This is a genomic window from Shewanella vaxholmensis (assembly GCF_031932135.1).
GTDB classification, from domain to species: domain Bacteria; phylum Pseudomonadota; class Gammaproteobacteria; order Enterobacterales; family Shewanellaceae; genus Shewanella; species Shewanella hafniensis.
Genome location: NZ_JAUOEV010000014.1, coordinates 42,698 through 67,543, shown reverse-complemented (window position 1 = coordinate 67,543; position 24,846 = coordinate 42,698). Strand labels below are relative to the sequence as shown.

The 24,846-nt window shown below is 44.3% G+C and carries 20 protein-coding genes; 13 read left to right on the top strand and 7 right to left on the bottom strand.

Annotated features, from left to right (window positions below):
- Window positions 1-106: 106 nt before the first annotated feature.
- From Q4Q46_RS13210 to Q4Q46_RS13200, 3 genes are all read left to right on the top strand, one after another.
- Entirely contained in the window at window positions 107-913 is an 807-nt protein-coding gene (locus Q4Q46_RS13210) for an SDR family oxidoreductase (protein ID WP_311906178.1), read from the top strand.
- Window positions 914-983: 70 nt separating this feature from the next.
- Entirely contained in the window at window positions 984-1,526 is a 543-nt protein-coding gene (locus Q4Q46_RS13205) for a DUF2058 domain-containing protein (RefSeq protein ID WP_006081713.1), read from the top strand.
- A 221-nt stretch (window positions 1,527-1,747) separates the two neighbouring features.
- Entirely contained in the window at window positions 1,748-3,505 is a 1,758-nt protein-coding gene (locus Q4Q46_RS13200; RefSeq protein ID WP_311906177.1) for an acyl-CoA dehydrogenase family protein, read from the top strand.
- A gap of 107 nt (window positions 3,506-3,612) precedes the next feature.
- On the opposite strand, the gene dacB is transcribed toward Q4Q46_RS13200, so the two are convergent.
- Both dacB and Q4Q46_RS13190 read right to left on the bottom strand, forming a co-directional pair.
- Window positions 3,613-5,121 carry a D-alanyl-D-alanine carboxypeptidase/D-alanyl-D-alanine endopeptidase gene (dacB, locus tag Q4Q46_RS13195; protein ID WP_311906176.1) on the bottom strand — a complete coding sequence of 503 codons (1,509 nt, stop codon included), beginning with the start codon at window positions 5,119-5,121 and terminating at the stop codon, window positions 3,613-3,615.
- A gap of 67 nt (window positions 5,122-5,188) precedes the next feature.
- Window positions 5,189-5,365 carry a hypothetical protein gene (locus Q4Q46_RS13190; RefSeq protein ID WP_311906175.1) on the bottom strand — a complete coding sequence of 59 codons (177 nt, stop codon included), beginning with the start codon at window positions 5,363-5,365 and terminating at the stop codon, window positions 5,189-5,191.
- 474 nt (window positions 5,366-5,839) lie between these two features.
- Here Q4Q46_RS13190 and Q4Q46_RS13185 point away from each other — a divergent pair, with 474 nt between their 5' ends.
- A complete protein-coding gene (locus tag Q4Q46_RS13185; RefSeq protein ID WP_006081709.1) occupies window positions 5,840-6,172 on the top strand; it encodes a DUF1904 domain-containing protein in 333 nt (110 codons plus the stop codon).
- A gap of 11 nt (window positions 6,173-6,183) precedes the next feature.
- Entirely contained in the window at window positions 6,184-7,497 is a 1,314-nt protein-coding gene (gene pssA, locus Q4Q46_RS13180; RefSeq protein WP_259211938.1) for a CDP-diacylglycerol--serine O-phosphatidyltransferase, read from the top strand.
- Between the two features lie 211 nt (window positions 7,498-7,708).
- On the opposite strand, the gene emrD is transcribed toward pssA, so the two are convergent.
- Window positions 7,709-8,941, bottom strand: a complete 1,233-nt coding sequence (gene emrD, locus Q4Q46_RS13175) for a multidrug efflux MFS transporter EmrD (protein WP_311906174.1) — start codon at window positions 8,939-8,941, stop codon at window positions 7,709-7,711.
- A 415-nt stretch (window positions 8,942-9,356) separates the two neighbouring features.
- Complete coding sequence (gene ampC, locus Q4Q46_RS13170) at window positions 9,357-10,541, bottom strand: class C beta-lactamase (protein WP_311906173.1); 1,185 nt, start codon at window positions 10,539-10,541, stop codon at window positions 9,357-9,359.
- Between the two features lie 287 nt (window positions 10,542-10,828).
- On the opposite strand from ampC, the gene Q4Q46_RS13165 reads away from it, so the two are divergent.
- Window positions 10,829-11,593 (top strand): tRNA-uridine aminocarboxypropyltransferase, encoded by a 765-nt coding sequence (locus tag Q4Q46_RS13165; protein ID WP_106650563.1) that lies wholly within the window; start codon window positions 10,829-10,831, stop codon window positions 11,591-11,593.
- Window positions 11,594-11,755: 162 nt separating this feature from the next.
- Here the strand turns inward: Q4Q46_RS13165 and Q4Q46_RS13160 are convergent, their stop codons facing one another.
- Both Q4Q46_RS13160 and Q4Q46_RS13155 read right to left on the bottom strand, forming a co-directional pair.
- Window positions 11,756-13,813: a PhoX family protein gene (locus tag Q4Q46_RS13160; protein WP_311906172.1), complete on the bottom strand. Its 2,058-nt coding sequence runs from the start codon at window positions 13,811-13,813 to the stop codon at window positions 11,756-11,758.
- Between the two features lie 392 nt (window positions 13,814-14,205).
- Window positions 14,206-15,321, bottom strand: a complete 1,116-nt coding sequence (locus Q4Q46_RS13155) for a tyrosine-type recombinase/integrase (RefSeq protein ID WP_311906171.1) — start codon at window positions 15,319-15,321, stop codon at window positions 14,206-14,208.
- Between the two features lie 591 nt (window positions 15,322-15,912).
- Here Q4Q46_RS13155 and Q4Q46_RS13150 point away from each other — a divergent pair.
- The 4 genes from Q4Q46_RS13150 (at window position 15,913) to Q4Q46_RS13135 (ending at window position 19,494) form a co-directional block, all read left to right on the top strand.
- Window positions 15,913-16,452 carry a hypothetical protein gene (locus Q4Q46_RS13150; protein ID WP_311906170.1) on the top strand — a complete coding sequence of 180 codons (540 nt, stop codon included), beginning with the start codon at window positions 15,913-15,915 and terminating at the stop codon, window positions 16,450-16,452.
- Between the two features lie 110 nt (window positions 16,453-16,562).
- On the top strand, window positions 16,563-16,901 hold the full coding sequence (locus Q4Q46_RS13145; RefSeq protein WP_311906169.1) for a hypothetical protein: 339 nt from the start codon (window positions 16,563-16,565) through the stop codon (window positions 16,899-16,901).
- 336 nt (window positions 16,902-17,237) lie between these two features.
- On the top strand, window positions 17,238-19,226 hold the full coding sequence (locus Q4Q46_RS13140; protein WP_311906168.1) for a RecQ family ATP-dependent DNA helicase: 1,989 nt from the start codon (window positions 17,238-17,240) through the stop codon (window positions 19,224-19,226).
- Complete coding sequence (locus Q4Q46_RS13135) at window positions 19,219-19,494, top strand: hypothetical protein (protein WP_006081699.1); 276 nt, start codon at window positions 19,219-19,221, stop codon at window positions 19,492-19,494. Before Q4Q46_RS13140 ends, Q4Q46_RS13135 begins: the two co-directional genes overlap by 8 nt.
- Before the next feature lie 87 nt (window positions 19,495-19,581).
- Here Q4Q46_RS13135 and eco read toward each other — a convergent pair whose 3' ends face one another.
- Window positions 19,582-20,133: a serine protease inhibitor ecotin gene (eco, locus tag Q4Q46_RS13130; RefSeq protein WP_311906167.1), complete on the bottom strand. Its 552-nt coding sequence runs from the start codon at window positions 20,131-20,133 to the stop codon at window positions 19,582-19,584.
- A 456-nt stretch (window positions 20,134-20,589) separates the two neighbouring features.
- On the opposite strand from eco, the gene dmeF reads away from it, so the two are divergent.
- The 3 genes from dmeF to Q4Q46_RS13115 all read left to right on the top strand — a co-directional run bounded on the left by dmeF (window position 20,590) and on the right by Q4Q46_RS13115 (window position 24,622).
- Window positions 20,590-21,807, top strand: coding sequence for a CDF family Co(II)/Ni(II) efflux transporter DmeF (dmeF, locus tag Q4Q46_RS13125; protein WP_311906166.1), 1,218 nt, complete (start codon window positions 20,590-20,592; stop codon window positions 21,805-21,807).
- Window positions 21,808-22,317, top strand: a complete 510-nt coding sequence (locus Q4Q46_RS13120; RefSeq protein WP_311906165.1) for a MarR family winged helix-turn-helix transcriptional regulator — start codon at window positions 21,808-21,810, stop codon at window positions 22,315-22,317.
- 211 nt (window positions 22,318-22,528) lie between these two features.
- The gene (locus Q4Q46_RS13115; RefSeq protein ID WP_311906164.1) at window positions 22,529-24,622 is read left to right on the top strand and encodes a prolyl oligopeptidase family serine peptidase; all 2,094 of its coding nucleotides are present in this window, start codon (window positions 22,529-22,531) and stop codon (window positions 24,620-24,622) included.
- Window positions 24,623-24,846: the final 224 nt, after the last annotated feature.

Genomic DNA, 24,846 nt, shown 5'->3' with positions numbered 1-24,846 from the left:
AGTAACCTTGATATGATGGATAAAAATTGAAATAGTATCTTGAATGACAATATAACATAATTAATCACACCCTGAGTGCATATCTCACAGTTCACGGAGAACGCCCATGTTTAACTATCAAGGTAAGAATGTTGTCGTTGTTGGTGGTACCAGTGGGATAAATCTCGCCATTGCAGTGGCGTTCGCACAGGCTGGCGCCAATGTCGCAGTCGCGAGTCGCAGCCAAGATAAAGTTGATGCTGCGGTATTGCAGCTGCAGCAGGCCAATCCTGACGGTATTCATTTAGGTGTGAGTTTTGATGTGCGCGATCTTAGCGCCCTTGAAGTCGGTTTTGATAAAGTCGCTTCTGAGTTTGGTTTTATCGATGTGCTGGTAAGCGGCGCGGCGGGGAATTTCCCCGCCAGCGCCGCAAAGCTTTCGGCTAATGGTTTTAAGTCGGTAATGGACATTGATTTGCTCGGCAGTTTTCAAGTGCTAAAGCAGGCTTATCCTTTGCTGCGTCGCCCCAATGGCAATATTATCCAGATTTCGGCGCCGCAGGCTTCAATTGCTATGCCCATGCAAGTTCATGTGTGCGCGGCAAAAGCGGGCGTGGATATGCTGACGCGAACCTTAGCGTTAGAGTGGGGCAGTGAGGGGCTGAGAATTAATTCGATTATGCCAGGCCCCATAGCTAACACTGAAGGCTTTAATCGCCTCGCACCCAGCGCCGCATTACAGCAGAAGGTTGCCCAATCCGTTCCATTAAAACGCAACGGCGCAGGTCAGGATATCGCCAATGCAGCATTATTCTTAGGCTCTGAATTGGCGTCCTATATTACGGGAGTTGTGCTGCCGGTTGATGGCGGTTGGTCACTTGGCGGCGCCAGTATTGCGATGACAGAGCTTGGCGAATTGGCCGCAAAAATGTAGTTTGGTTTTAGATGTTTGATATTCAAAATCGAGAACTTTGATTTTATATAGATTAAGTAGGTAATGATCCATGGCTAATGCATTACAAGAGCAGCTACTCAAAGCAGGGCTTGCCAGTAAACAAAAGGTTCGCGACGTTAAGACCCAAAAACGCCGTGATAAAAAATCACGAATAGATGATGGCTCCAGTGCTTTTAAGCAAGAAGTGGCCGAGCAAAAACGTCTGCAGGCGCTAAAAGATAAAGCGCTGAACGAGCAACGTTTTGCAGAGGCATCAGAGCGTGGACAGGTGCGCGGTTTAATCACAGAGTTCACTAAGTCTGCGATTAAGATCCCAGCTTATGCTGAAGTGAAATTTAACTATACTCTTGATAATAAAATCTATTCTTTATACATAGATGAAAAACTGCAGGCAGAATTGCTCAAAGGGCAGTTAGGCATAGTGCGTTACGAAGATAAGAGTTACTTAGTGCCACATAAGTTAGCCGAGCGAGTGAAACTGCTGGTGCCGCAGTGGTGTGGTTATCTGTGGCAACAGGATGAATCTAAAGCTGTGGTGGTTGAAGATGATCCCTATGCGGATTATGCGATCCCAGATGATTTAATGTGGTAATAAGCACAAGCTTGTGAGCTAACGCTGCGACAATCCTGTGGTAAAGCTTATAAAATAGAGACCCTTAAGTTCAAGCTTAAGGTTTTTTTTATGGGTTGAATTTATACTTTGCTCACGTACCTCCATATTATTCGCGGCTGTATTTGTAATGAGATTGTTTTCTACAGTGAACTGGTATAAATTAAAACAACTGTTTTAATCCTACGTTTAAGAGTCTACCAATGAACCCTTATCAAGCCCCGTTGACGGATATGCGTTTCCTACTGGAACAGGTATTTGATGCCCCAAACACTTGGGCACAATTGCCTGAGATTGCTGAAATGGTCGATATTGACACGGCCAATGCCATTCTTGAAGAAGCAGCCAAGATCAGCAGTCAGTTGATCCATCCGCTGAACCGGACGGGCGATGAGCAGGGCGTGTTACATCAAGATAATCAAGTGATTACCCCTGATGGCTACAAAGCCGTTTATGAACAGTACTCGCAGGGCGGTTGGATTGGTTTGTGTGGCGATCCTGAATTTGGTGGCATGGGCATGCCAAAGATGCTGGGGATCTTAGTCGACGAAATGGCTTACAGTGCCTGTAATGCATTTACGCTTTATGGCTCGTTAACTGCGGGTGCGGCTTTATGTATCAATGCCCACGGCAGCGAAGCATTAAAACAAGCTTATTTGCCTAAGTTATATTCCGGCGAATGGGCGGGTGCTATGGATATGACAGAGCCGCAAGCGGGTTCTGATCTGCGTAATATTCGCACTCGAGCTTTACCGCAGGATGATGGTAGTTATGCCATTACGGGCAGCAAGATTTTCATTACGGGTGGCGATCACGATTTAACTGAAAACGTCATCCACTTAGTGCTTGCCAAGCTACCGGATAGCAAAGGGATTTCACTCTTCCTAGTGCCTAAAATATCGGTAAATACCGATGGCAGCTTAGCGAATGCGAATGGTGTATCAGTCGGTTCTATCGAGCACAAGATGGGCCTTAAAGGTTCAGCAACGTGTGTGATGAACTTTGATAATGCACAAGGTTTCTTGATTGGTGAACCCAATCGCGGTCTCGTATGCATGTTCACTATGATGAACTACGAGCGTTTAGCGATTGGTATACAAGGTCTGGGCAGTGCTCAGGCGGCGTATCAGATGGCAGCTGATTATGCTAAAGAGCGTAATCAAGGCGTTGCCGCTGGCGGCTCGCCGACGGGCAGTGAATCTGATCCTATTATCGTCCACGGCGATGTGCGCCGTATGTTGTTGACCATTCGAGCGATGACAGAAGCGGGCCGTGCTTTGTCTGTGTTTACTGGGCAACAGCTAGATTTGGCCAAATATGCTCAAGATGAAGTTAAAGCCAAAGCAGCGCGTTATGTGGGTTTATTAACGCCAGTCGCTAAAGCCTTTTTAACCGATCGCGGTCTTGATGCGACGATCATGGCGCAGCAAGTCTTTGGTGGACATGGTTATATTCGTGAAACGGGTATTGAGCAATTAGTCCGTGATACCCGTATCGCACAGATTTATGAAGGCACCAATGGCATTCAAGCCATCGATTTCCTCGGCCGTAAAGTCACGGGCGATAATCTTGCCGCATTAAACGAATTTGTCGCTGACTTGAAAGCACAAATGCGCGCATTTACTCACGTTGATGCGGTGAAAGTGGCCGCAGTATGCGCACGTTTAGATGCATTAGTCATAGTCGCTGAGTCGATTAATGAGCACAAAGTCGCTCAACCTGCGCTTATCAATGCTTGCGCGGTCGACTTCTTAGATGCCTTTGGTTACACCCTTTATGGTTTCTACTGGTTGGCTATGGTCGATAAGGTCACGGACCATGAAGATAAAGCGTTCGCCGAGCAGAAAGCCTATTTAGCTAAGTTCTATTTTGATAAGTTACTGCCTAAAGCGGATTACCATATCGCTCAAGTTAGATCCGGTGATGCGACCACTATGGCGATGCCTGCAGAGTTGTTTTAATTATGCTTCGATAGATTCGTTTAAATAGAAACGAAATAAAAACGAGAAAAGCACTGATGACTCAGTGCTTTTTTGTTTTATGTCATGCTATTTCTACTCGGCAGTTTTTAATCTTGGACCGAGTGAGCTGCGGTACTAAGCGCTGCTGTGGTGGGGGATGGCACTTGCAGCACTGAAATCAATTGCTTGAGAAACTCGGCATTAAACGATGGTTTATGCTGATGTTTAAGCTCGGGACTCATGCCATTCTCAAGCACCACAAACAGGGTGTCACTGTGCTCAGGCAAACGGATAAAGCCCGCTAAGTTAGACACGCCTTGCATCGAGCCTGTTTTAGCAAAAATTTGCTGTTTCAGCGGCGACTTGTTGTAACCCATGCGATACCTTAAGGTGCCGCTTATTCCTGCTTGCGGCAGACTGGTCATTAACGAGCTAAAGCGACTGTCCTTATGGATGAGTGCCAATACCGCCGCTAACTGCTGGGCATTGAGCAAGTTATAGCGTGACAGCCCTGAACCATCGACAATGTTAGCGTTACTCAGATCGACGCCTAACTCCGTTAAAATCCGCTGCATGGCTGCCGCGCCATTAGTAAAGCTACCTTGGGCATTGAAATAACTTTTGCCAAGCTGTTTAAACAGGCTATCAGCAATCAAATTATCCGACTTGAGCAGCATAGTATCGAGCAGTTCAGGCAGTGGCGCCGAGCTATGGCTGGCAATCAATTTTGCCTTTTTGGGCAAGCTAGTGCCGAGCTTAACTTTACCCGCCAGTGACATTTCGCCTTTGAGCAGCGAGGTGAGGTTATCTTGGGCAAATTTGAACGGATCGCTGACCGCAATCGCCAGTCCAATCGCTTCACCGCCCGGATAACAACCACGCAGATGATAGTTGTTTTGGCCTAGTCGCACCAAATCGAGTTGGCAAAACTCACGACTCGCCTTTGGATCAAATACCGCATCGCTGCTGACTTTTATCCCATAACTTCCCGTGCGCAGATTTACCCGCGAAGGTGTATTGGCCGTGCTAGGGTTAAACTGACCGTAGACGCAGTTCTGATTGATGATATAACTCGACACAGGCGCGGCAAAACAAATGCCTAAGTCATCCCAAACCCAACCAGGGGCCTGCATTTGCTCTTGTTTATCGCCGAGCAAATACAGATGTCCATCAATGCGATTAATGCCTTGTTTCACGAGACTGGCAAAAATGGCCTTGAGATCGGCTTGGGTCAGCGTCGGATCGCCACTAAAACGCAGGTATGCACTGCCAGCGATATGGCCCTTGTGTATTGGTGCATCCGTCCATAATTCAGTGATATAACGAAAATCAGGCCCAAGCTGAGCCATGGCACTCACAGCTGTAAGTAGCTTCTGCGTGCTGGCAGGAATAAACAGCGTCTCAGCCTGTTGGCTAAAGATCACTTGATTGTTAGACATGTCCATTGCCAGCAGTGCAATTTGCGAGTGACGAGGGCTGATTTTGCTGACCGCTTGGCTAAGCGAAGTGGTTCGGGTCTCTATCGCTCCAGCGTCGATGTATTCAGCGCGGGCGAGATTGTGGCTCGCCGTTAGAAGTAGGCTGGCATACAGAGTGGTTTTCAGTAACGTTTCCATGTTAGCGATTGACCATTTTTATTAAGAACATCATGGGCCTTCTGGTTAAGTTCGATGCAATGTGGGGCTAATCCTCACTGCTGCTGTCATCCTTTTCCATCAAGCGATATAAACGTAGGGTAACAAACAATACCAGTCCGATAAACAGTGGCAGGATCAGTAATCCCAACTGGGCTTTAAAATGGAAAATACCCCAAGCAAACAGCAGTGTCAGCGCTAACGTCAGCAGAATTTTTTTGTTCATGGTCTTCGTCTTTTATCGTGTTGGTTTCATCGCAAATAGGCGTTTTAGTTTACGCTAAATCACTGGGTTCGGGGTAAACGAAATAGGTTTGAAGATTATTTTGTGATTTGGCAGACATTTTAGCGGATCTTCAGTAAAACCTGCGATGGTTTGTATGGGCTTGTCACGTTAAACATCACTTAATCCACGGACAGTCCGATTAATATCGAACCGTTAATATTCACACTTTTACATTGCCCTTAACATGATATGTGTGCCGAAAAACAGCCCTTAAATGTGGTTGTAATCCTAGCCTAAAAGATGCGATTTTTAGCTAAATAGTGGCGCTACGGCGGGATTACATCGCGTGAGGTCAAATTACCAGCAAAACCGCGAGGTTTCAGGAGGCTTTTGGGAGAAAAGTCTTGCCGAGACGAGGTGAAGTCGGTAATTTCTACCCCTTACGATTTTAGGTTCTTAGGTAACAACTAAACCATGCCACATATTAGTATGCGCGGCTTACCACAAGCGGTCGTTGCAGCGTTCAGCCAAACATTACTGCAGTCATTGGCGGATATATGTAAAGGTAATGCAGAGAGTTTCACGTTAGATTGGATCCCAAGCATCAGTTTTCGAAATGGAAAAATTGATCAACGCTTCGTCCAAGTTGAGTTACTCTGGTTCCCTAAGGACCCTGATATCCATCTTAAAGTAGAACAAACGATCAGGCAGGCAGTGACAGAGGCCTATCCAGAGTTAACACATATTGCTGTGATGTTTTTATCATTGAACCCCAGTGCTTCCTATCGGGGTGGTCAGCATGATTAAAGGAGGATGCCTTGCTAGATAAGCTTGGTGGAATAGCCGTTCAACCCGAGGCTTTAACGTGGTTGCTCACGCCATGCCGTTTCAAGGCAGAATTACTCGCTCGTATCGCGAGCGCCAAGCACAGTATTTATATTGCGGCGCTGTATTTAGAAGATGACGAAGCTGGCCGTGAAGTATTACAAGCGTTGATGGATGCTAAAGCGGCAAATCCAGCGCTTGATGTCAAAGTATTAGTGGACTTTCACCGCGCAAGACGCGGCTTGATTGGCCATAAAGGCGATAGCGGTAACTATTTGATGTACCGCAGAGTGATGGCTGAAGCCGAACATCCCATCGATATCTTAGGTGTCCCCGTTAAGTCCCGTGAATTTATGGGCGTACTGCATCTTAAGGGCTTTATTATCGATGATGCGGTGATCTATAGCGGTGCCAGTCTCAATAATATCTATTTACAACAAAATGATAAGTACCGTTTCGACCGTTATCACTTGATTGAGTCGGCCGAATTAGCCCGCAGTATGCGCGCGATGATCCAGAAAAACATCATTGCTGATCCTGCTGTGTGTTCGTTAACCCAAGACGCTGAACAAGAAGTACTGCCGCCTAAGACGGACATGCGCAGCTTTAAGCTGAGATTGTCTGACGCTGAATATCAGTTTAAGGAAACCCGTGATGGCAATCGCATCACGCCGTTACTTGGGTTAGGCCGCAAGAAAAACTTGCTCAATAAAGTGGTTGTCGCCTTGGTGGAAGAGTCAAAAGACTCTCTGTTTATCTGCACGCCCTATTTTAATCCGCCTTATATTTTAGTGCGCGCCTTGGCTAAGCATTTGCGCAATGGCAAACGCATTGACATCGTAGTGGGCGACAAGACGGCTAACGATTTTTATATTCCGCCTGAGCAGGATTTCTCCACTATAGGTGCCTTGCCCTATATGTATGAGCAATCATTGCGTAAGTTTGCTAAACGCCAACAGTGGGCGATTGATAATGGCCAGCTGAATATCCATCTGTGGAAACACGGCATCAACAGTTATCACCTCAAGGGCATCAGTGCCGACGGCAATAAGCATTTGATCACAGGCTCTAACCTGAATCCAAGAGCTTGGGCGCTGGATCTTGAGAATGGTTTGTTGATCCAAGATGAAATTGGTTGCTGGAAAGCTCAGTTTGAAGCCGAGCAGGCGCATATTCTTGAGCACACACAGCGGTTATATCACTACAGCCAAGTGGATACCTTGCAGAGTTATCCTGCACCTGTGAAGAAGATCATGACCCGAATTCGTCGCCTTAAAGCCGACTTTTTACTGCGCCGCATTCTGTAACGCTGGGTTCTATAGCACAACGTATTTGCCAATATTTCTGTTTAAGTACAGTTTGTTACCGATTAAAAAAGCCCACGTCAATGTGGGCTTTTTTGTTAAATTGCGATAATAGATTTTGCTTAAGCTAAGAACGCTATCGCTTCAATATTTCGGCATTAAATCTATGGTTCTAAATCTATGGTTTTAAATCTAGGATCTTAAATTTAGGGTATTAAATCTGTGGCATCAAATTGTGGTGAGTGTCATTTTGATCTCTGGCGTAATACAAAGACAAAATCACTAACACCACCATGACAGCGCTTAATAAACCTATGCTCAACTGGCCGCCCATAGGCACTAAAGACATAGTCAATGCGGCAAGTCCGGCACCAAAATTTTGTAATCCTCCCAGTAATGCCCCTGCAATTCCTGCTTGACGTGGAAATGGCTCTAAAGCCGCCGAGGTCAGGGTAGGGAATAGCATACCAGCGCCACTGAAGAATAAAATCGATCCAACCAGTAAACTCCAACCGACGACTAAATTGAAAAGCCCCGGGATCAACATGAATAAGGCGCCAGCGCCAAGCAGCGCAACACCTTGATAGATAACTCTTTGCGGCTTATTTTGTCGACCTGCGATCAGCGCGCCCAATAAATAGCCTGGAATCGGCGCCACAAAATAACAACTGACCATGAAAGGCGTCAGCCCAAGATATTGGCCATAGAGAACGCCGGCAATGGCTTCAAACGCCGCAATACCCGCAAAGGTTGCGATCAATGAAAATAGATAAGCTCGAAATGCTCTATGGCGCAGGACATGCCGATAGGATGCGATAACGGCTTGATGTTCCCGCTGCGCCTTAGGTAACGATTCTTTAAAGGCGAATATCAATAACAGCCAGACCACGGCACCGAATCCTGCTAACACCCAGTACACGGCTTGCCAGTCGAAGTAGGCCGCACTGGCGCTACCGATAAATGGTGCCAGTAAAGGTAAAAACACTACGGCCATAGAAACATAACTATTAAATTTAACCAGTCGGTCGCCAAAGTAATGATCGCGGGGAATACTTCGGCACAATGCGCCCGCGCTGGCTGTGCCTAGTCCTTGAATAAGGCTCGCGACAATCAGTTGGTTAAAGCTTGTGGCGTTAGCCGCAAACACTGCACCTATAATAAAAATTGCGATACCCACGACGAGTGGCATTTTACGGCCAACGCGGTCTGACACTGGGCCATATACAAATTGAAAAATTCCGTAGGAGAGTAAGTAACAAGCCATCACTGCTTGTAGCTGACTAGCGTCTACATTGAGCCCGAGTGCAATTTGCGGAAGGGCAGGCACAAAAATCGTCTGCGCCATTTGGCCGCAGGCGACCATAAAGACAATCATTAACAGTAAACTAGACTGACTCGCCGCTGGAGCGATATCGTGATGAATAGGAGAGTGTGGCATGCCTGACATGATAGTTCCGAAAAAGGTCACTTTAGGTATTTGCGCGCATCTTACTCCCTAAAAGCGTAACTTCAAGTGTCAATCATATTGATTTGATGAAATATTTTTTAATGCGACGCATAAGTTTTTCTCTTCATTTTTAGCTGTAAAGCTAAACTTACGTAGGGTTATTTGTCTGTTAATTAGGTCGAATAATTGCAAATGGATTAATACTCAGATTAACCCTGCACTGCCTATTTTCTTACATGGGAGTTTGCTTAAAAATAGTGGCTATTAAGAGATTGGAGGTAAGCAAGTGGATAAGGTGCCTAATGTAAGGAAGTCACGCTAAAAATATATTGGTAAGAAACAAATAAAAAGGAGATAGCGAATCGGGCTATCCCCTTATTTCCCTTAATGCTAGATAGTCGCTACCAGCATGATGCTATTTTTGTAATTTCTCTATGCCAGTTAAAATCTGATACCCCACAGTCACCCGAGGCGGTACAGGATAATTTTTATTGCTTAACAATACTATGCCAAGCTTTTGTGCGGGAATAAATGCTGCATAAGCGGCAAAACCGCCGGTTGAGCCGGTTTTATTGATCCACACATTTTGCTGCGGCGCGAGGGGCGGCACTATGGGTTTAACGGGTGTGCTGCCAAACACGACTTCCTGAGTATGACCCATAAGTATTTTTTCAAGATCAATAGGATAAGAGTAATGCTCCCAAATCATATCCTGAGTCATCATGCCCACATCAAAGTATCCCGTGTGGGTCTCATCGAGTGCCGTTTGCAGTGGCTTAGCTAGCGGGTGCATTTGCATATTGGCCTCCACAAAATGCAGCAGATCCGTGGCTGTGGTTTTTACGCCATAGGCTTCATCTGCTAATACACCAGGATTGACCCGCACTGGCATGTCTTGCTTATTGTAGCCTTGGGCATAATCAGCCATTTTGCTGCTCGGAACTTGGATATAGCTGCTGGTCATACCTAATTGTGGAAATAGTGTTTGCTCAAGAGCTTGTTGAAACGTTTTATCTAAACTCTGTGCGGCAATCATGCCGAGCAGGCCAATGCTCGGATTGGCGTAATTCCTGTGCGTCCCTGGGGCAAATGACGGTTGCCAATGCTTAAGATAATCCATTAATTCCGCGTTATTCGTGACCTTGTCGGGCACTTGCATCGGCAGATCTCCCACAGTGTGAGTCGCTAAATTGATGAGACTAATCTCGTCAAAATGGCTGCCTTTTAATGCAGGAACATAATCACTGGTCATATCCGTGAGTAATAACTTGCCTTCGATTTGTGCGTAGTTCGCCAGTGTCGCGGTAAAGGTTTTACTGATAGAGCCAATCTCGAACAGAGTATGTTCAGTCACACTTTGCCCTGTGGTTATAGAACTGACGCCATATTGGTAAAAATACTGTTTACCATCAAGGGTAATACCAATCACAGCGCCGGGAATGCCGTATTCGGCCATCAGAGGTTTAACTGCGGCATCTACAATTGACTGGATGTCTGTGGTATGAACTGTTTGTGCTGCTGCGATATTGGAAAATAGCGTTGCAGTGAGCAGTACAACGCTTAATAACGGCATGGAAGCGAGCAGGGGATGTCGTTGCATAATGGGCCTTTCATCGAAATTGCATTTATAGAGTCGAGATTGAACTCGATATTACGGCAATTCCTCATAAAGTTAAGCCCTTACTGATATTTAGCATTATTTTCCCTCTGAAGGTAACTAAAGCGTTAACTTCGCTAACCCTGTGTTAAAAGCGATGTGGTGACATTGAGTTTGGCATTACAGCTGTTGCGCCCTTTACGGCCAAGGGATAAACTGCGCCACCGCGAGAGAAAAGTGCTGAATAACTTAGCTGCAATCCCTAATAAGTTTGAAAGAGAATCGGTTTTATGGCTTTAGCCCCACATGCAGTGCACCATTTATATCAGTACCGTAAGTCTCTATCGACTAAGCCCTTTGGTGCCCGTGGTAAAAAACTGATCCGCTGTCCATTATGTCTTTTAGGTGAGCAGTTCTGTACCTGCGCGCTGCGCCGTCAGTTACAGACTCAAGCGAGTTTTCTGCTGATCATGTACAACGATGAAGTACTAAAACCAACTAACAGTGGGCGCTTGATTGCGGATCTTATCCCAGATACACACGCCTATATTTGGTCGCGCACTGAACCTGAAGCGGCATTACTTACCTTACTCAATTCGCCGCAATATCAACCCTATTTAGTGTTTCCTGCCCAATATGCGGAGCAAGGACAAACGGTACTAAATCAGGTACCTATGTCGATGTTAGCCGAAGGCAAACGGCCGTTGTTAATCATGCTCGATGGCAGTTGGCGTGAAGCGATTAAAATGTTCCGTAAGAGTCCATACTTGCATTCTTTACCACTGCTTTCCTTTGACCCAGATACGCTGGCAACCTATGCATTGCGTAAAGGCAGCCATGACTTTCAACTTGGCACCGCCGAGGTGGCATCATTAGCTTTAGGGGCGATTGGTGAAGCGGCTAATGGCAAAGCCTTAAGTACATGGTTTGATTTGTTTGTCGAATCATCATTACTGGGTCGTAATCGTCGTTGCCGCGAAGATCTTCTGCCAATCACAGATTTTACCGATGCCTTTGAACTAGCTTTTGAACAGGCCAATAACGGCAAGCGTTAATTCATCTTCGAAATGAATGTGTATTTAAGTATTTAAGTCAGCTATTATCTTAAATAAAAAAACTCCCCTCAGGTAAGGGGAGTTTATATAAGCGTATATATTCTTTGGCAATAACGTTTTATTTACGCTTCGACCAATGCCGATATATCCACAGATAACGACTTATACAGCGACTTCTTTACCATCTAATTTTCGAATAACCACAGTGGCGGCGCGAGGCCGTAATGTGATTCCGGCTGGTGTTTGTTCAGCGGCATTAGACGAATAAGGCCAGTTACCTGGGTGCTGAATGTTAGCAAATACCGAAGTGTAATCTGGGCTAATGGCAAAACCTGTCACTTCACAGTCGTTGGGGCCGACAAAGAAACGCTTTAATTCCATTTGATTATCGGCGGTTACGCCTACTTGTTTCTCTTGGCCATCTACCAGTGTTGAAGGCACTATTGCGAGCATTTGATCGTTAGTTTCTTCGGCAACTTCCTTGGCGCCGTTGTCGGTTTGAACCCACAAGATACCGCGTTTATCAAAGGCTAAACCATCTGGGCTGGCAAATTGATTGAGATCGGTTAAGCCTGACAAGTTGGTCTCAGCATTGCCATCGCTGGGAGAGCCAAAAACAAAAATATCCCATGTAAATTCAGTCGCTTTGTCACCTTCATCCCAACGGATAATATGGCCGAAATAGTTTTTCAATCTTGGGTTGGCAGGATTCGCTTCGGTACGTTTTGAGTTGTTGGTCAGGGTCAAATAAGCAGAGCCTGTGAACGGATCGACCGCGCACCACTCAGGTCGGTCCATAGGTGTTGCGCCGACTAAATCCGCTGCGCCCGCGGTGTTTAAAATAATCTCGGCCAAAGTTGCGAAGCTATCGCCTAGGGTTTTGCCGTCAGTGGTTTGGCTATCTAACGTCAAAGGTAACCAAATACCGCCACCATTTTCATTGAATTTAGCCGCGTATAAAGTACCTTCATTCATGTACTTATCGCCTGTTTGCAGGCGGTTGCTGCTGTCAGCATCCTTTGCATCCCAGGCCGCATTTGAAACAAATTTATAGAGGTATTCGAATTGCGAATCGTGGCCAGAATAGAAAACGACTGGCTTGCCTTCGGTTAATTTACCAAAGGTACAACCCTCATGGCGGAAACGACCAAGAGCGGTACGTTTTACCGCGCGAGATGTGGCATTGTACGGGTCAATTTCGACAATATAACCGTGGCCGTTTGCTTCATTACGGTAGTCATCCTGAGCACTTGCGCCCTTTGGCGTGACATCAAAACGGGCAAATTCATCGAGGCGTTCTTCATCATGACCCGCAAGATCGTCCCAACCATAACGAGTGCTGGTTTTACTGATCCCGATACGACTCTGATCGGCGGTTAAGCTACCACGGTTAGCAAAATAACCAGGCCAATTTTCTTCACAGGTCAGGTAAGTACCCCAAGGCGTGTAGCCATTGCCGCAGTTATTTAAGGTGCCACGTGCTTGGCTGCCATCGGGAGAGTAGCGGGTTTCGAGTAGCGAAGAGTAGGCCAGAGGGCCGCTGATATCCATCATAGTTGCGCCAGTGAATCGACGGTTATGACCATCATTACTGACGACTTCCCATTGATTATTCAGCAGTTTTATACGTACAACCGATACGCCGTGAGCGTTAATCTCTTTGCGTACTTCATCAATAATAGTGCGAAGACCAGAAGTGGGGTCAAACGTCTGGCCCGTAGGATGCAAAGCATCTTCATCAATGTATTCGTGGTTAATGCAGAGTAGGCCGTCATCACCCGCATCGTTTAATGGGAAGAAATGCATACCATCGTGGTGCATGCCCACTGAGTTCGCTTGGTCATCGGCCGTGTTACTGCCATCACTTTTCCATGGCGACGCTTTTGCGTTTAATGGCGTGCCCCAAGGTGCTAACACCTGCGCTGTGTAACCTTCTGGCACGACAACCGCATCTAAGCGAGAACCCGCAACCGATGTAAAGTTAAGCTTGTCACTACTTTTAGTCGGTGGCACTGGCGTGACTGGATCGACAGGTGTAGGAACAGCTTCATTGTCTGAACCACAAGCGGTTAAGCCAACACTGGCAAAAGCAGTCATAGCGCTAATGCCTAGACCACTTTTTACGAAATTACGGCGAGATAAATGCTTATCCAACACTTGATTAAAGGGTTCATTATTACTTTTATTATAAAGTGTAGGATCAAAGGTGGCCTTACTCATATTTTACTCCGGCTAGTACGATGAATTAAATTTCGTGCCTAAGGCTAAAGTACCAATATGACAATAAAGCTTATTTTATATTACAGGAATAATTTAAAGAGAATCCAATCGATATGTTTGAATAATGTTAGAACTGGCGTGATGTGTTTTTTAAGATAACAAGGCATAAAACTTAAAATAACATTAATTAGACTTATTGCTCTAATTTGAAGCTTGAAATAAATATAAAATATGAGTTGATAGTGAAATCATTATCAACTCATAGGATTTTCTCAGGTTAATATTCTTAAAATAAAAAGTTTAAATTATTTATATGCTTAGAAAACGATATTTATGCGGTTAGTTTTCCGATGAGTCGATGCTGTTGACACTTAATCTTTAACAGTTAAGTGTTAATCTTTAGGTTTTAAATAATGACGAAGTGAACGCGGATCGGTATGTCCGGTTCTGGCCATGATGTACAAATGATCTTTATTATTTTCATGGAGTTGTGTCACGCAACCACTACGCAAACTGTGGGCACCATAAAATCTGGCGGGCAATCCTGCTTTAGTACAATATTTTTTTATGATGCGATAAATATCATCGCCAGTAAGGAAACCACTATTTTTATTCAATAATGAACTCGCTCCGGAATGTCGGTCCTTCATTTGATACGGCCGTAAATTTTTTCCATCACGGGAAAGCGATCTAAATAAATGTCCGTCTTCAATATTGGCTAGCGATAACCAATTTTTTACTGCATCGAGTGCTGCAAAGGGTTCATGATCTGGCAGGTCTTTCCATTCACGTTGGCCTTGCTGATTACTCTTCGAATAGGGCAGGCGCACTTTTAATTTGTTACGCAGAAAACTGACATACTGAACTTTTATATCTGCCAGTTCAGAACGACGAAACCCACCTTGTAATCCTAATTGAATAATCGCTTTGTCCCGCGCTCGGGTTAATGGCTGCACTTGTTCATCGATAGCTTGGATCAACATTTCCACTTCATCATACATAATGGGTTGTTGATCATAGTCACTCACATGGCGAGATTGATTTCTGCTCAAACCGCGCATTACTCTCATCACCAGTGGATGTTCGGTGGGCGAGTGAAATCCCGCTTGAATATGATGATAGCGAATTGCTGCTAACCTTGTGGTTAATGTTTGCATTGAAAGTTGAACGCCAGTGCTTTCTTGGATCAATTCTTTTTGATGACCAATAAATGAAATTATGCTTCGTGGATCTGCGGGCAGAACCTGAAGTTGGTGCTCAGCACAATAACGGCTAAATACACTGAAGCTCGTATTATAAACACGGCGAGTGTTAACTGAAATTTCGTATTCAGTTTCTTCGGCGGCGCTTAAATAATCACTTCGAACCGATTGTGGTAGGAAAGACTCTTCAAAAAAACGTGGCTGTTCAGCACGGTTATTATGGTGATGATCTGATCCTGTCACTCTTTCATTCGATACATTGGTGTTATTTTGAGCATTACTATTTGTCCGGATCATTTTAGACATGCCGTTGAAGTCACCTGATATTGAATTAAGAAGGCGTAATTATACGCAAATTATAGCTATATCTACCAGTGATAATCGTCATTATCACTGGTAGAGTACTTATTTGTTTAAATAATCCTCTTTTATCAGAGAAGGGGGAATTAAATAACATTAAGCTGGATTGTTTGGTTTAAAAAATAACCAAGACAAACCCGTTATTACAATGGTGATTAATTCAGCAGAGTTATAATAAGAGCCAAATTTAGTATGAAATTTGTACTTTGTATATGAAATAGTTTTGAACTCGGTTGGCCACAGATGTGCAAATTAAAAGAATGGTGTAACCATTTTATTTGCCATTCTTGAATAGAAGGCCGTTAAACTAGGCTTGTATGTTGGGTGAAATTTAAGCGAATAACGACAACCGCTTATCTGGTTATTGAGGTGATATGCATTGAGCTATTTCAGTCTAGGGTAAAATGAAGCATAAGGAATCGATCATTAATCAATAAAATGGTTTAACCATATATTAATACTTGTCGATTTGTACTAGCATGAGTTCCCATTTATTTTATCCGCATTGAACGCATGCTTAACTGAAGAAACGTATTTATGGAACCGCAAGCTTGGATATATCAACAAGACAAACCAACCGCAGGCAGAAAATTATTATTGCTTGAGGAAGCAGAATTGATTTTTGCCTTACCCTTAATTTATCGCCTTATCAATCCTGAAGCCGTCGCATCTAAACCAGATTGGTTTTGTGGCGCTGAGTTACAAACGGTTTTATATACTGAGTTGGTGACGCAATTAAATGAATTAGTCCGATTACGCAAAAAGGCACAGCGACTCGACAACGAGCTCATGAAGGTAAATAAAATGCTCAATCAGTATTTTACTGATTTGGGTTGGCGTATGGTTCGTAAAGAGTTATCACAAATAAAAAAACGTCAGAAAAAGTCTCATATAGAGGTAAGTAGGGATATTATTCTGAGATTAAAGCGTTATATGGAGTCTCAAAAGTTGGACAGTTTTGATCAGGCAATAGATAACTTATTGTCGGAGCATGATGCTGATAACTCACAAAATCATTTACAGCACTCAGATGATATTGTTGACAATATTATTAGCGTCGAGATACGTGATCAATAATCGCTTAAATGAGCAAGTTAGCCGTGACTTATCTGTGCAGACACGTAAAATTGCTGTTAAGTTTAAAGGGATATTTTTAGTTTAGGATTAAGTAACATGGGGCATCAGAAATGAGTGTAAGCATTGCAAATGAAAGGAAAATTGCTGTCCTGTGCCGAATTGAACCTGGCTGTCTCGGACCAGATGGTGTGGATCACATTGAGGCTTTTTGTGCTTTGGCCCAAAAAGCGATGCAACATTTCGACGTCGATGTTGGTACTTGGTTGCTGATCCCAAGATACGATAAAACCTTGGAAGAGATGCAATACAGTGTTGCCAATAAATTACTTTCTCGCGAACAAGCGACTAAGTATCTTGTCTCTATCGGACGTGATATCGATAGTTTTGAAGAAAGATTTCACGATAAACTCACCTCGCTGATTAATTTATACCTTGCAAGAAAACCGTAAACTGAAGGCTTTGCTTTGCCGAGATTAACCTCAGCTTTAGCCTCGGCGCATACGTTAGCCATAGCTCAAATTTCTAAAGCCATTTTTATTTTCGCATTCAATTTTTTATAAAAATGGCTATTTACTTCTCATAAAATCAATATATTAACCATCATTCTTCATCTGCGGCATCATTGATTCCAATTGATAAACTCAGCGTCAAAACTCAGTTGTCGGTAATTAACTCCGTAAAGTAGCTCAAAATTTGCTAGACTAGTCGACTCACTTAATGCTGAATCTTTTTCTTGCGGTATACCCAATTTTTGGGGTGGTAAGGATGAGTGTAAAGGACGGTTGATGTTTAATTCCATTCCAGAAACTAATCCATACATTAGTTTGTTGCAGCGGGATTTCGGGTTTTCTGAATTTCGTTCTGGCCAAGCGCAAACGATAACCCAACTGTTGGCGGGGAAGTCGAGTTTGGCTATTTTTCCCACGGGTTCTGGTAAATCCCTTTGTTACCAATTTACAGCATTGCAATTACCCCATTTGAGTTTAGTGATTTCACCTTTACTCGCCTTGATGAAAGACCAGCTGGAATTTTTACAATCTAAGGGAATTCATGCGGCCAGCATAGATTCAACCTTAAGTGCTGAGCAAAGTCAGCAAGTGATGGCTGATGCGCGTTCTGGCAAATTGAAAATTTTAATGGTGTCGGTTGAACGTTTCAAAAATGAACGTTTTCGGCAATTTATTCAATCGGTTCCGCTGTCAATGCTGGTCGTTGATGAGGCGCATTGTATTTCAGAATGGGGCCACAATTTTCGGCCCGATTATCTTAAATTGCCCGACTATCGGCGTGAGCTTGAGATCCCATTAGTACTGTTATTGACGGCCACAGCGACACGTAAAGTGAAACTGGATATGGCCAAGCGCTTTGATATTGCGCCTGAACACATAGTGCAAACGGGATTTTATCGACCCAATTTAGATTTGACTGTTCTGCCTGTATCAACGCAAGAGAAGAATGCCTTACTGGTTCAGCAGATAGCATCATTCTCTGGTGCCGGCATTGTGTATGTGACTTTGCAGCAAACCGCCGAAACGGTCGCTCGACTTTTGAGCCAACAAGGTATAGTCGCCAGTGCCTATCATGCTGGATTTGAAGATGAAAAACGTCAACAAATTCAAAATGATTTTATGCAGGATAAGCTGCAAGTGGTGGTGGCAACCATTGCTTTTGGCATGGGAATCGATAAGAGTAATATTCGTTTTGTGATCCACTACGATTTGCCTAAATCTATTGAAAACTACAGCCAAGAAATTGGCAGAGCTGGGCGTGATGGTGCGTTATCCCATTGTGTCACCTTGGCCAATCTTGACGGGCTAAATACCGTTGAGAATTTTGTGTATGGCGATACGCCGGAGCGAGAAGGTATCGCACAAGTCATTGAGACTATTCGACTTGAACAAGATTCCGGTCAGTGGGAATGTCAGCTCAATGGCGTGTCGACGGCGAGTAATATTCGCCAGTTACCGTTAAAAACGTTACTTGTGCAGCTAGAAATTTTAGGTGTGGTTAAACCGTTATTCGCTTACTACGCTGACGTTAATTACAAGTTTTTGGTCGACAAACACGCCATTCTGAGCCGATTTAATCCCGAGCGGCAGGCGTTTTTGACACAGATTTTTAATCATACGCAGATGAAAAAAATATGGGGCGCGTTAGATTTTGATGCCTTGTACAGTGCAACGGGTCATGAGCGCAGCCGCGTGTTAGCCGCGCTGGAATATTTAGCTGAACATCAGTTGATTGAATTAGAAACTAAACGAATTACCGATGTGTATCGGGCGGATGTTGCCGCATTAGCGCGTCCCGAACTCACCGATGAGCTGTACCATTATTTTATCGATAAAGAGCAGAAAGAAATTGCGCGAATCGCGCAGTTAGTCCGCTTTTTTGAACTTGAGACGTGCTTAAGCCACAATTTATCCCGTTATTTTGATGATAATGAGACGCCAGCGGTCTGCGGTCATTGCAGTGTTTGCCGCGGCAATATTGCTAAGTTGCGCTATTCGACGGAACCAACTTGGCCGACAGATCAGCAGATATTGGCTGATTTGCGTGAGTTGAAACATCATTTAACGGCTAAAGGCATTGATGCTTTGTCACTCGATACCTATTGTCGTTGCCTCGCAGGCATGTCGGTGCCTTTGGTGAGTCGTTTTCAAGTGCGTAAGTTAAGTGGCTTCGGCCGCTGTGAAAAATTGAGATATGCTGAAATTAAACAGAAAGTTGAGTCACTGTTGTCGCAACTAGATGATAAAAGAGTTGAACATGAATAAGGCCGTAAAAAAGATGTTAGCCACCCATGAACATTTAGTTCACTCTGAAGGTGTGACTGTGGTTTCCCATATGCAAAGGGAAAAGGCAGAGTGGGTACAACATACTGTTATGATTGAAGATTGTGATGTTCCGTTTAAATTCAGACGGGTGAAAAAATATCGTAATCTGCAAGGGCAAAAGATCAATGTCATCTATTACCCAGAGACAGAAACTGTGGCGGGTTTTGAGATAGAAATCATGCAAGTTGTTAGAATTAAACGATTCTAGTTAATGTTCTTCGAGTCTTTGCTTTTATCAATCAGCAAAGACTCGAAGCGCATTCGATTGATGACTCGAGCGTTAAAATCGTGCTACTTACTTGGAATATTGATAGGTTGAATCCACTTTCCACGTTCTGAAACGCAGTTCCGCGCCTTCTGGTAGATAAAATACCTTAGGTAAACGACTGTCGTAGCGCATTTTCAGTTCACCCGGAATACGTACAAAATCCTCTTTCTTCGCCAGTTCGAAACAGGCCATCATAGTGCTCGGCCCTTCAGCGATTTCATCCACTTGATAGTAGTTATAACCCCAACCTTGTACTGTCAGTTCCTTCAATTCCCCGTTTAATCCATGCTTATTGCAATCGACCATTTGAGTCTGGCCAATTTGGATTTCGATCATGTAGTCATCTTCGTTTTCTAACTTAGGCAAACTCAGGATGTGCTGCACCATACCGGCCGCCGGAGCAGGGAACATCTTAGTCGCTTCCTGTGCGCTGTAATCTTTTGGGTCAAAACGTTGAATGCTGATCATAGGCGCATCTAATCCTGTTGGGTGCGGCGGGCTGACTGCCGCAGCATTGAATGACAATAATGCAAATGCAAGGGGAACAGCGCTAACGCTAAATAAGGTCTTCAATTTCATCTTGTTTCTCCTAATCGAACTGAATGGATGTCGACAAGTTTGTCGTTGTTCTGCCCCTATAAACGCAGCAGAAGCAAGAAAGGGTTAAATTATTCAACAAAAAATCGATTTTTACCCAAATAATTTTTATCCATCTGAATAATAAGGCTGCAATAAAGCCAATCTTACTCTGCTGACTCAGCTGTTTTCACACATAAATCAAACGCTAATCCATTAAACCTTGCCTGATATCCTTTGCCTAGTCTAGTTGCCTATCTTAATTCACATATCTGCGTCTCGACTGATGACAGTAATACATGTGAATTATGGGGATCCACATACATGCTTAAAAGTTTGAAAACGGTATATCTTGATAAATAGTTAATTTGATCTTCATATATTTTGATTTTCAAACTATAATTCAGGCAACACGTTTTTTATCATTGATTGCGATGGACATGGAGTAGGAATTACACAATGAAATCAACTACAGCCGAGCAAGCGACAGGGCATCAAGCTTCAGCCCACCGCCAAGGGCACTCACTGGCCCAGTGGCAACACTCCCATGAGTTTTCGAGTCAGAACCGCGATGGCGAAAAGAACACGCGCTATGTACTGTATTTAACTGTGATCACTATGGTGGCAGAAATTGCTGCCGGAACCATTTACGGCTCTATGGCATTGCTCGCCGACGGCTGGCACATGGGCACCCATGCCGCGGCCTTTATGATCACACTGTTTGCCTATTCCTATGCCCGTAAACACGCTAATGATCCTGCTTTTGCTTTCGGTACTGGCAAAGTGAGTGTGCTTGGCGGTTACACCAGTGCAATAGCCTTAGGTTTAGTGGCATTGGTGATGTTGATTGAATCGGGAATGCGGCTGATCAGTCCTGAGCAAATTCATTTCAACGAAGCTATTTTTGTGGCCGTTATTGGTTTAAGCGTCAATATACTGAGTGTGTTTTTACTTAAAGATCATCATACCCACGATCACGGGCACGCTCATGGTCATAGTCACGGGCATGGACATGATCATATTCACGACCATGATCATGAAGACGAACATGCTCACGCGAATCATAACAGCCAAGCACACACCCATGACGATCATGCCCATACAGCACATTCACATGATGCGGAGCCGCGACCGCACCATGACTCACATGCACATGATGAAAGTCATCATGATCATAGCCATTGCCAACATGATCATGAGCACAAGAGCCAGAAGGCCCACGGTGGCCATGATCACAACCTACGCGCGGCCTATTTTCATGTATTAGCCGATGCGTTAACGTCAGTGCTCGCCATCGCTGCCTTGTTGTTTGGTAAATACATGGGACTAACTTGGCTCGACCCGATTATGGGGATTGTCGGCGCTGTGATTATCAGCCGTTGGTCTTGGGGACTCATTCAGCAAACCAGCCCTATTTTGCTGGACGGCGGCGTTAAAGCATCATTACAACGTAAAGTCACGCAAACCATTGAAGCTGTAACAGATCATCAAGTGGCCGATTTACATCTTTGGCGAGTGAGCGCCGATCACCATGCTATTATGGTGTCCATCGTGTCCCATTCACCGAAAGATGTCAGTTATTTTAATCAGTTACTGTCACAATTTCCTGAGTTGGCCCATATCACCATTGAACTCCATACTTGCCGTCAGCGCGAGTGTATAGCTAAGGAAGCCTAAATGACTGTTGAACATCATTCCTCATCAAACCTGCATGCAAGTGAGGCACATTTGCCTGCTGCACAATCAACAGCTGGACATTCAACGGCCGCGCATTCAACAGATCATGCATTAAATCATGTGATTATTGAATTTTATGAAAAGCTGTCGTCATGGGAGCACGCCATTGTACGTGACAAAGGTTTTAGTCTGTCGCAGGTGCACACGATTGAGTTACTTGGCGTGCATGGCGCCATGCGGATGAAGGAATTGGCGGACAAGATTGGCGTCACGACCGGCACATTAACGGTTCAAATCGATAAAATGGTAGAGGCACAGTGGGTCGTGCGTCGTCCCCATGAAACCGATCGCCGGTCGATTCTGGTGGAGTTAACTGAGAAGGGCCAAGCCTTGTTCCTTGAACATGATGCTTTGCATCTACAACTCACCACAGATCTCACCGCAAAAATGAGCAGTGAGGAACGAATCGTGCTGCTTAATTTGCTGTCACGCATGAATAACGAGTTTTAGTTTACCCTACGTCATCGACTAAAAAGCGTCCCTCGTGGACGCTTTTTTATAGCACGACATCTTTAAAAACGCGATTCATTCTAGATTAATCATCTGCTATTACAGTACCTTACCTTTTGTTACATTCTTGTTGGATTAATAGTTGAACTGGATATTAATTAAGGTAATGTAAGGGCAGATCTCAAGATGGACTTTGTATAAAAGGAATAGAATGAATAATAAATTACTGCCTTGGTGCATTGCAGGAGTGCTCGGAATGAGCGGTCAACTTCACGCAGAAGAAGATAAATACATTTGGTTGGAAGATGTTGAAGGCGCTAAGCCAATGGAATGGGTGAAAACCCAAAATGCCGCATCTGCCGCCGAAATTAAAGCGTTTAAAGGTTTTGATACCTTAGTGGCGAACAGTCTCGCCATCCTAAACGATAAAGAACGCATTCCCTACGCCACCCATATTGGTGACAAGTTATATAACTTTTGGAAGGATGATACCCATGTGCGCGGCATTTACCGTCGTACCACAATGGAAGAATATGCCAAAGCCGATCCTAAATGGGAAACCGTGCTCGATATCGATGCCTTAGGTAAAGCAGAAGCCGTCAATTGGGTATTTAAGGATATTAGCTGTCAGTATCCCGAAAATGAGCGCTGTTTTGTCTCATTGTCTCGCGGCGGTGCTGATGCGGTGGAAGTACGTGAATTTAATCTCAACACTAAATCCTTTGTTGCTGCCAAAGATAAACCATTCTTTTTAAAAGAAGCCAAATCGAGTCTGAGCTGGATAGATAAAGATCACGCCTTTGTCGGTACAGATTTTGGTGATGGTCAAAGCATGACGGACTCTGGATATCCACGGGGCGTTAAACTGTGGCAACGCGGCACGCCACTCGAGCAAGCTAAGCCTGTTTTTACTGGCGATAAGGCTTCAGTTGCAGTTTCTGGCTGGGTGTTATTTGATGATAAAACGCCGCTGAGTTTAGTCACCGAAGCGCATACTTTTTATACCGCCAGCCAATATGTGTACCAAGACGGTAAACTTATTGGATTGCCTTTACCGCAAGATGCTGAGATTAAAGGTTATTTCAAAGGTAAGTTATTCATTGAGTTAAAGAGCGATTTAACCAATCAAGACGGTAACTTTAAGCAAGGCGCGGTCGTGTATGCCGATGTGGCGGATCTTATCGCTCAAAAAGCCAAGTTCAGTTTATTTGTAAGCCCGACTCAAACCGCATCGATAGCGCAGCTCAGTTTTAGTAAGAGTGCAATTTTCGTTAATTGGCTCGATAACGTGAAAAGCAAATTAGTGCGTTATGAGCAAGACGAAAAGGGCGCTTGGCAAAGTACCCAAGTCCCATTCGAAGCGAATGGCGCCTTGACTGTAATGGATGTTGAGCAAGACAGTGATGATTTCTTTGTGAATTACACCAGTTTTCTTGAACCTTCAACTCTCTACACTGTGAATGCTAAAACCCTAAATCCGCAGAAAATTAAAGGTATGCCGCAACAGTTTGCGGCGGATAAGTTTAAAACCGAGCAATACTTTGCGACGTCTAAAGATGGCACTAAAGTGCCTTATTTTGTGGTGATGGCTAAGGATCTTAAGTTAGATGGCACTAATCCCACGCTACTTTACGGCTACGGCGGGTTTGAAGTGTCGCTGCGTCCATCTTATTCGGCCACCATTGGTAAGAATTGGTTAGAGCAGGGCGGCGTCTATGTGTTATCCAACATTCGTGGCGGTGGCGAATACGGCCCAGCTTGGCATCAAGCAGCGTTAAAACAAAATCGTCATAAAGCCTATGAAGATTTTGAAGCCATTGCTGAAGATTTGATTGCCCGTAAAATCACCTCAAGCAAACATTTAGGTATCCAAGGTGGCAGCAATGGTGGCCTGTTAATAGGCGCGGCATTTACCCGCAGACCGGATCTTTATAATGCTGTCGTGTGCCAAGTACCTCTGCTTGATATGTTTAGATTCAATAAGTTATTAGCAGGTGCTAGCTGGATGGGCGAATACGGTAACCCAGATATTCCTGAGGAATGGGCGTACATTAAAACCTACTCTCCGTACCATAATCTGCATAAAGACGTGCATTATCCCAAGGTCTTTTTCACCACTTCTACCCGTGACGACAGGGTTCACCCAGGTCACGCCCGTAAGATGGTCGCTAAGATGAAAGACATGGGGATTGATGTGTTGTACTACGAAAATATAGAAGGTGGCCACGCCGGCGCTGCAGATAATAATCAAGCTGCGGAACTTAATTCAATGGCGTTTGCCTACTTACTACAGCAATTACGATAATCACCGCTGGGTTAACATAAGTTGTTAACAAGTTGGTGACAAAGCCGAGCAATGCCCTAATAGGTTGGGGAGCAAAAAACGGTCGAACTGATTGAGGTTCGGCCGTTTTTTTAACTTTGTTTTTTAATTGTTAACATTAACCACAGATAATTTGAGCCATTGCCGAGAGCTTGCTACTATGGCGAAAAAATTTGACCGTTACAGCCTAAGATTACCTTAAGAAT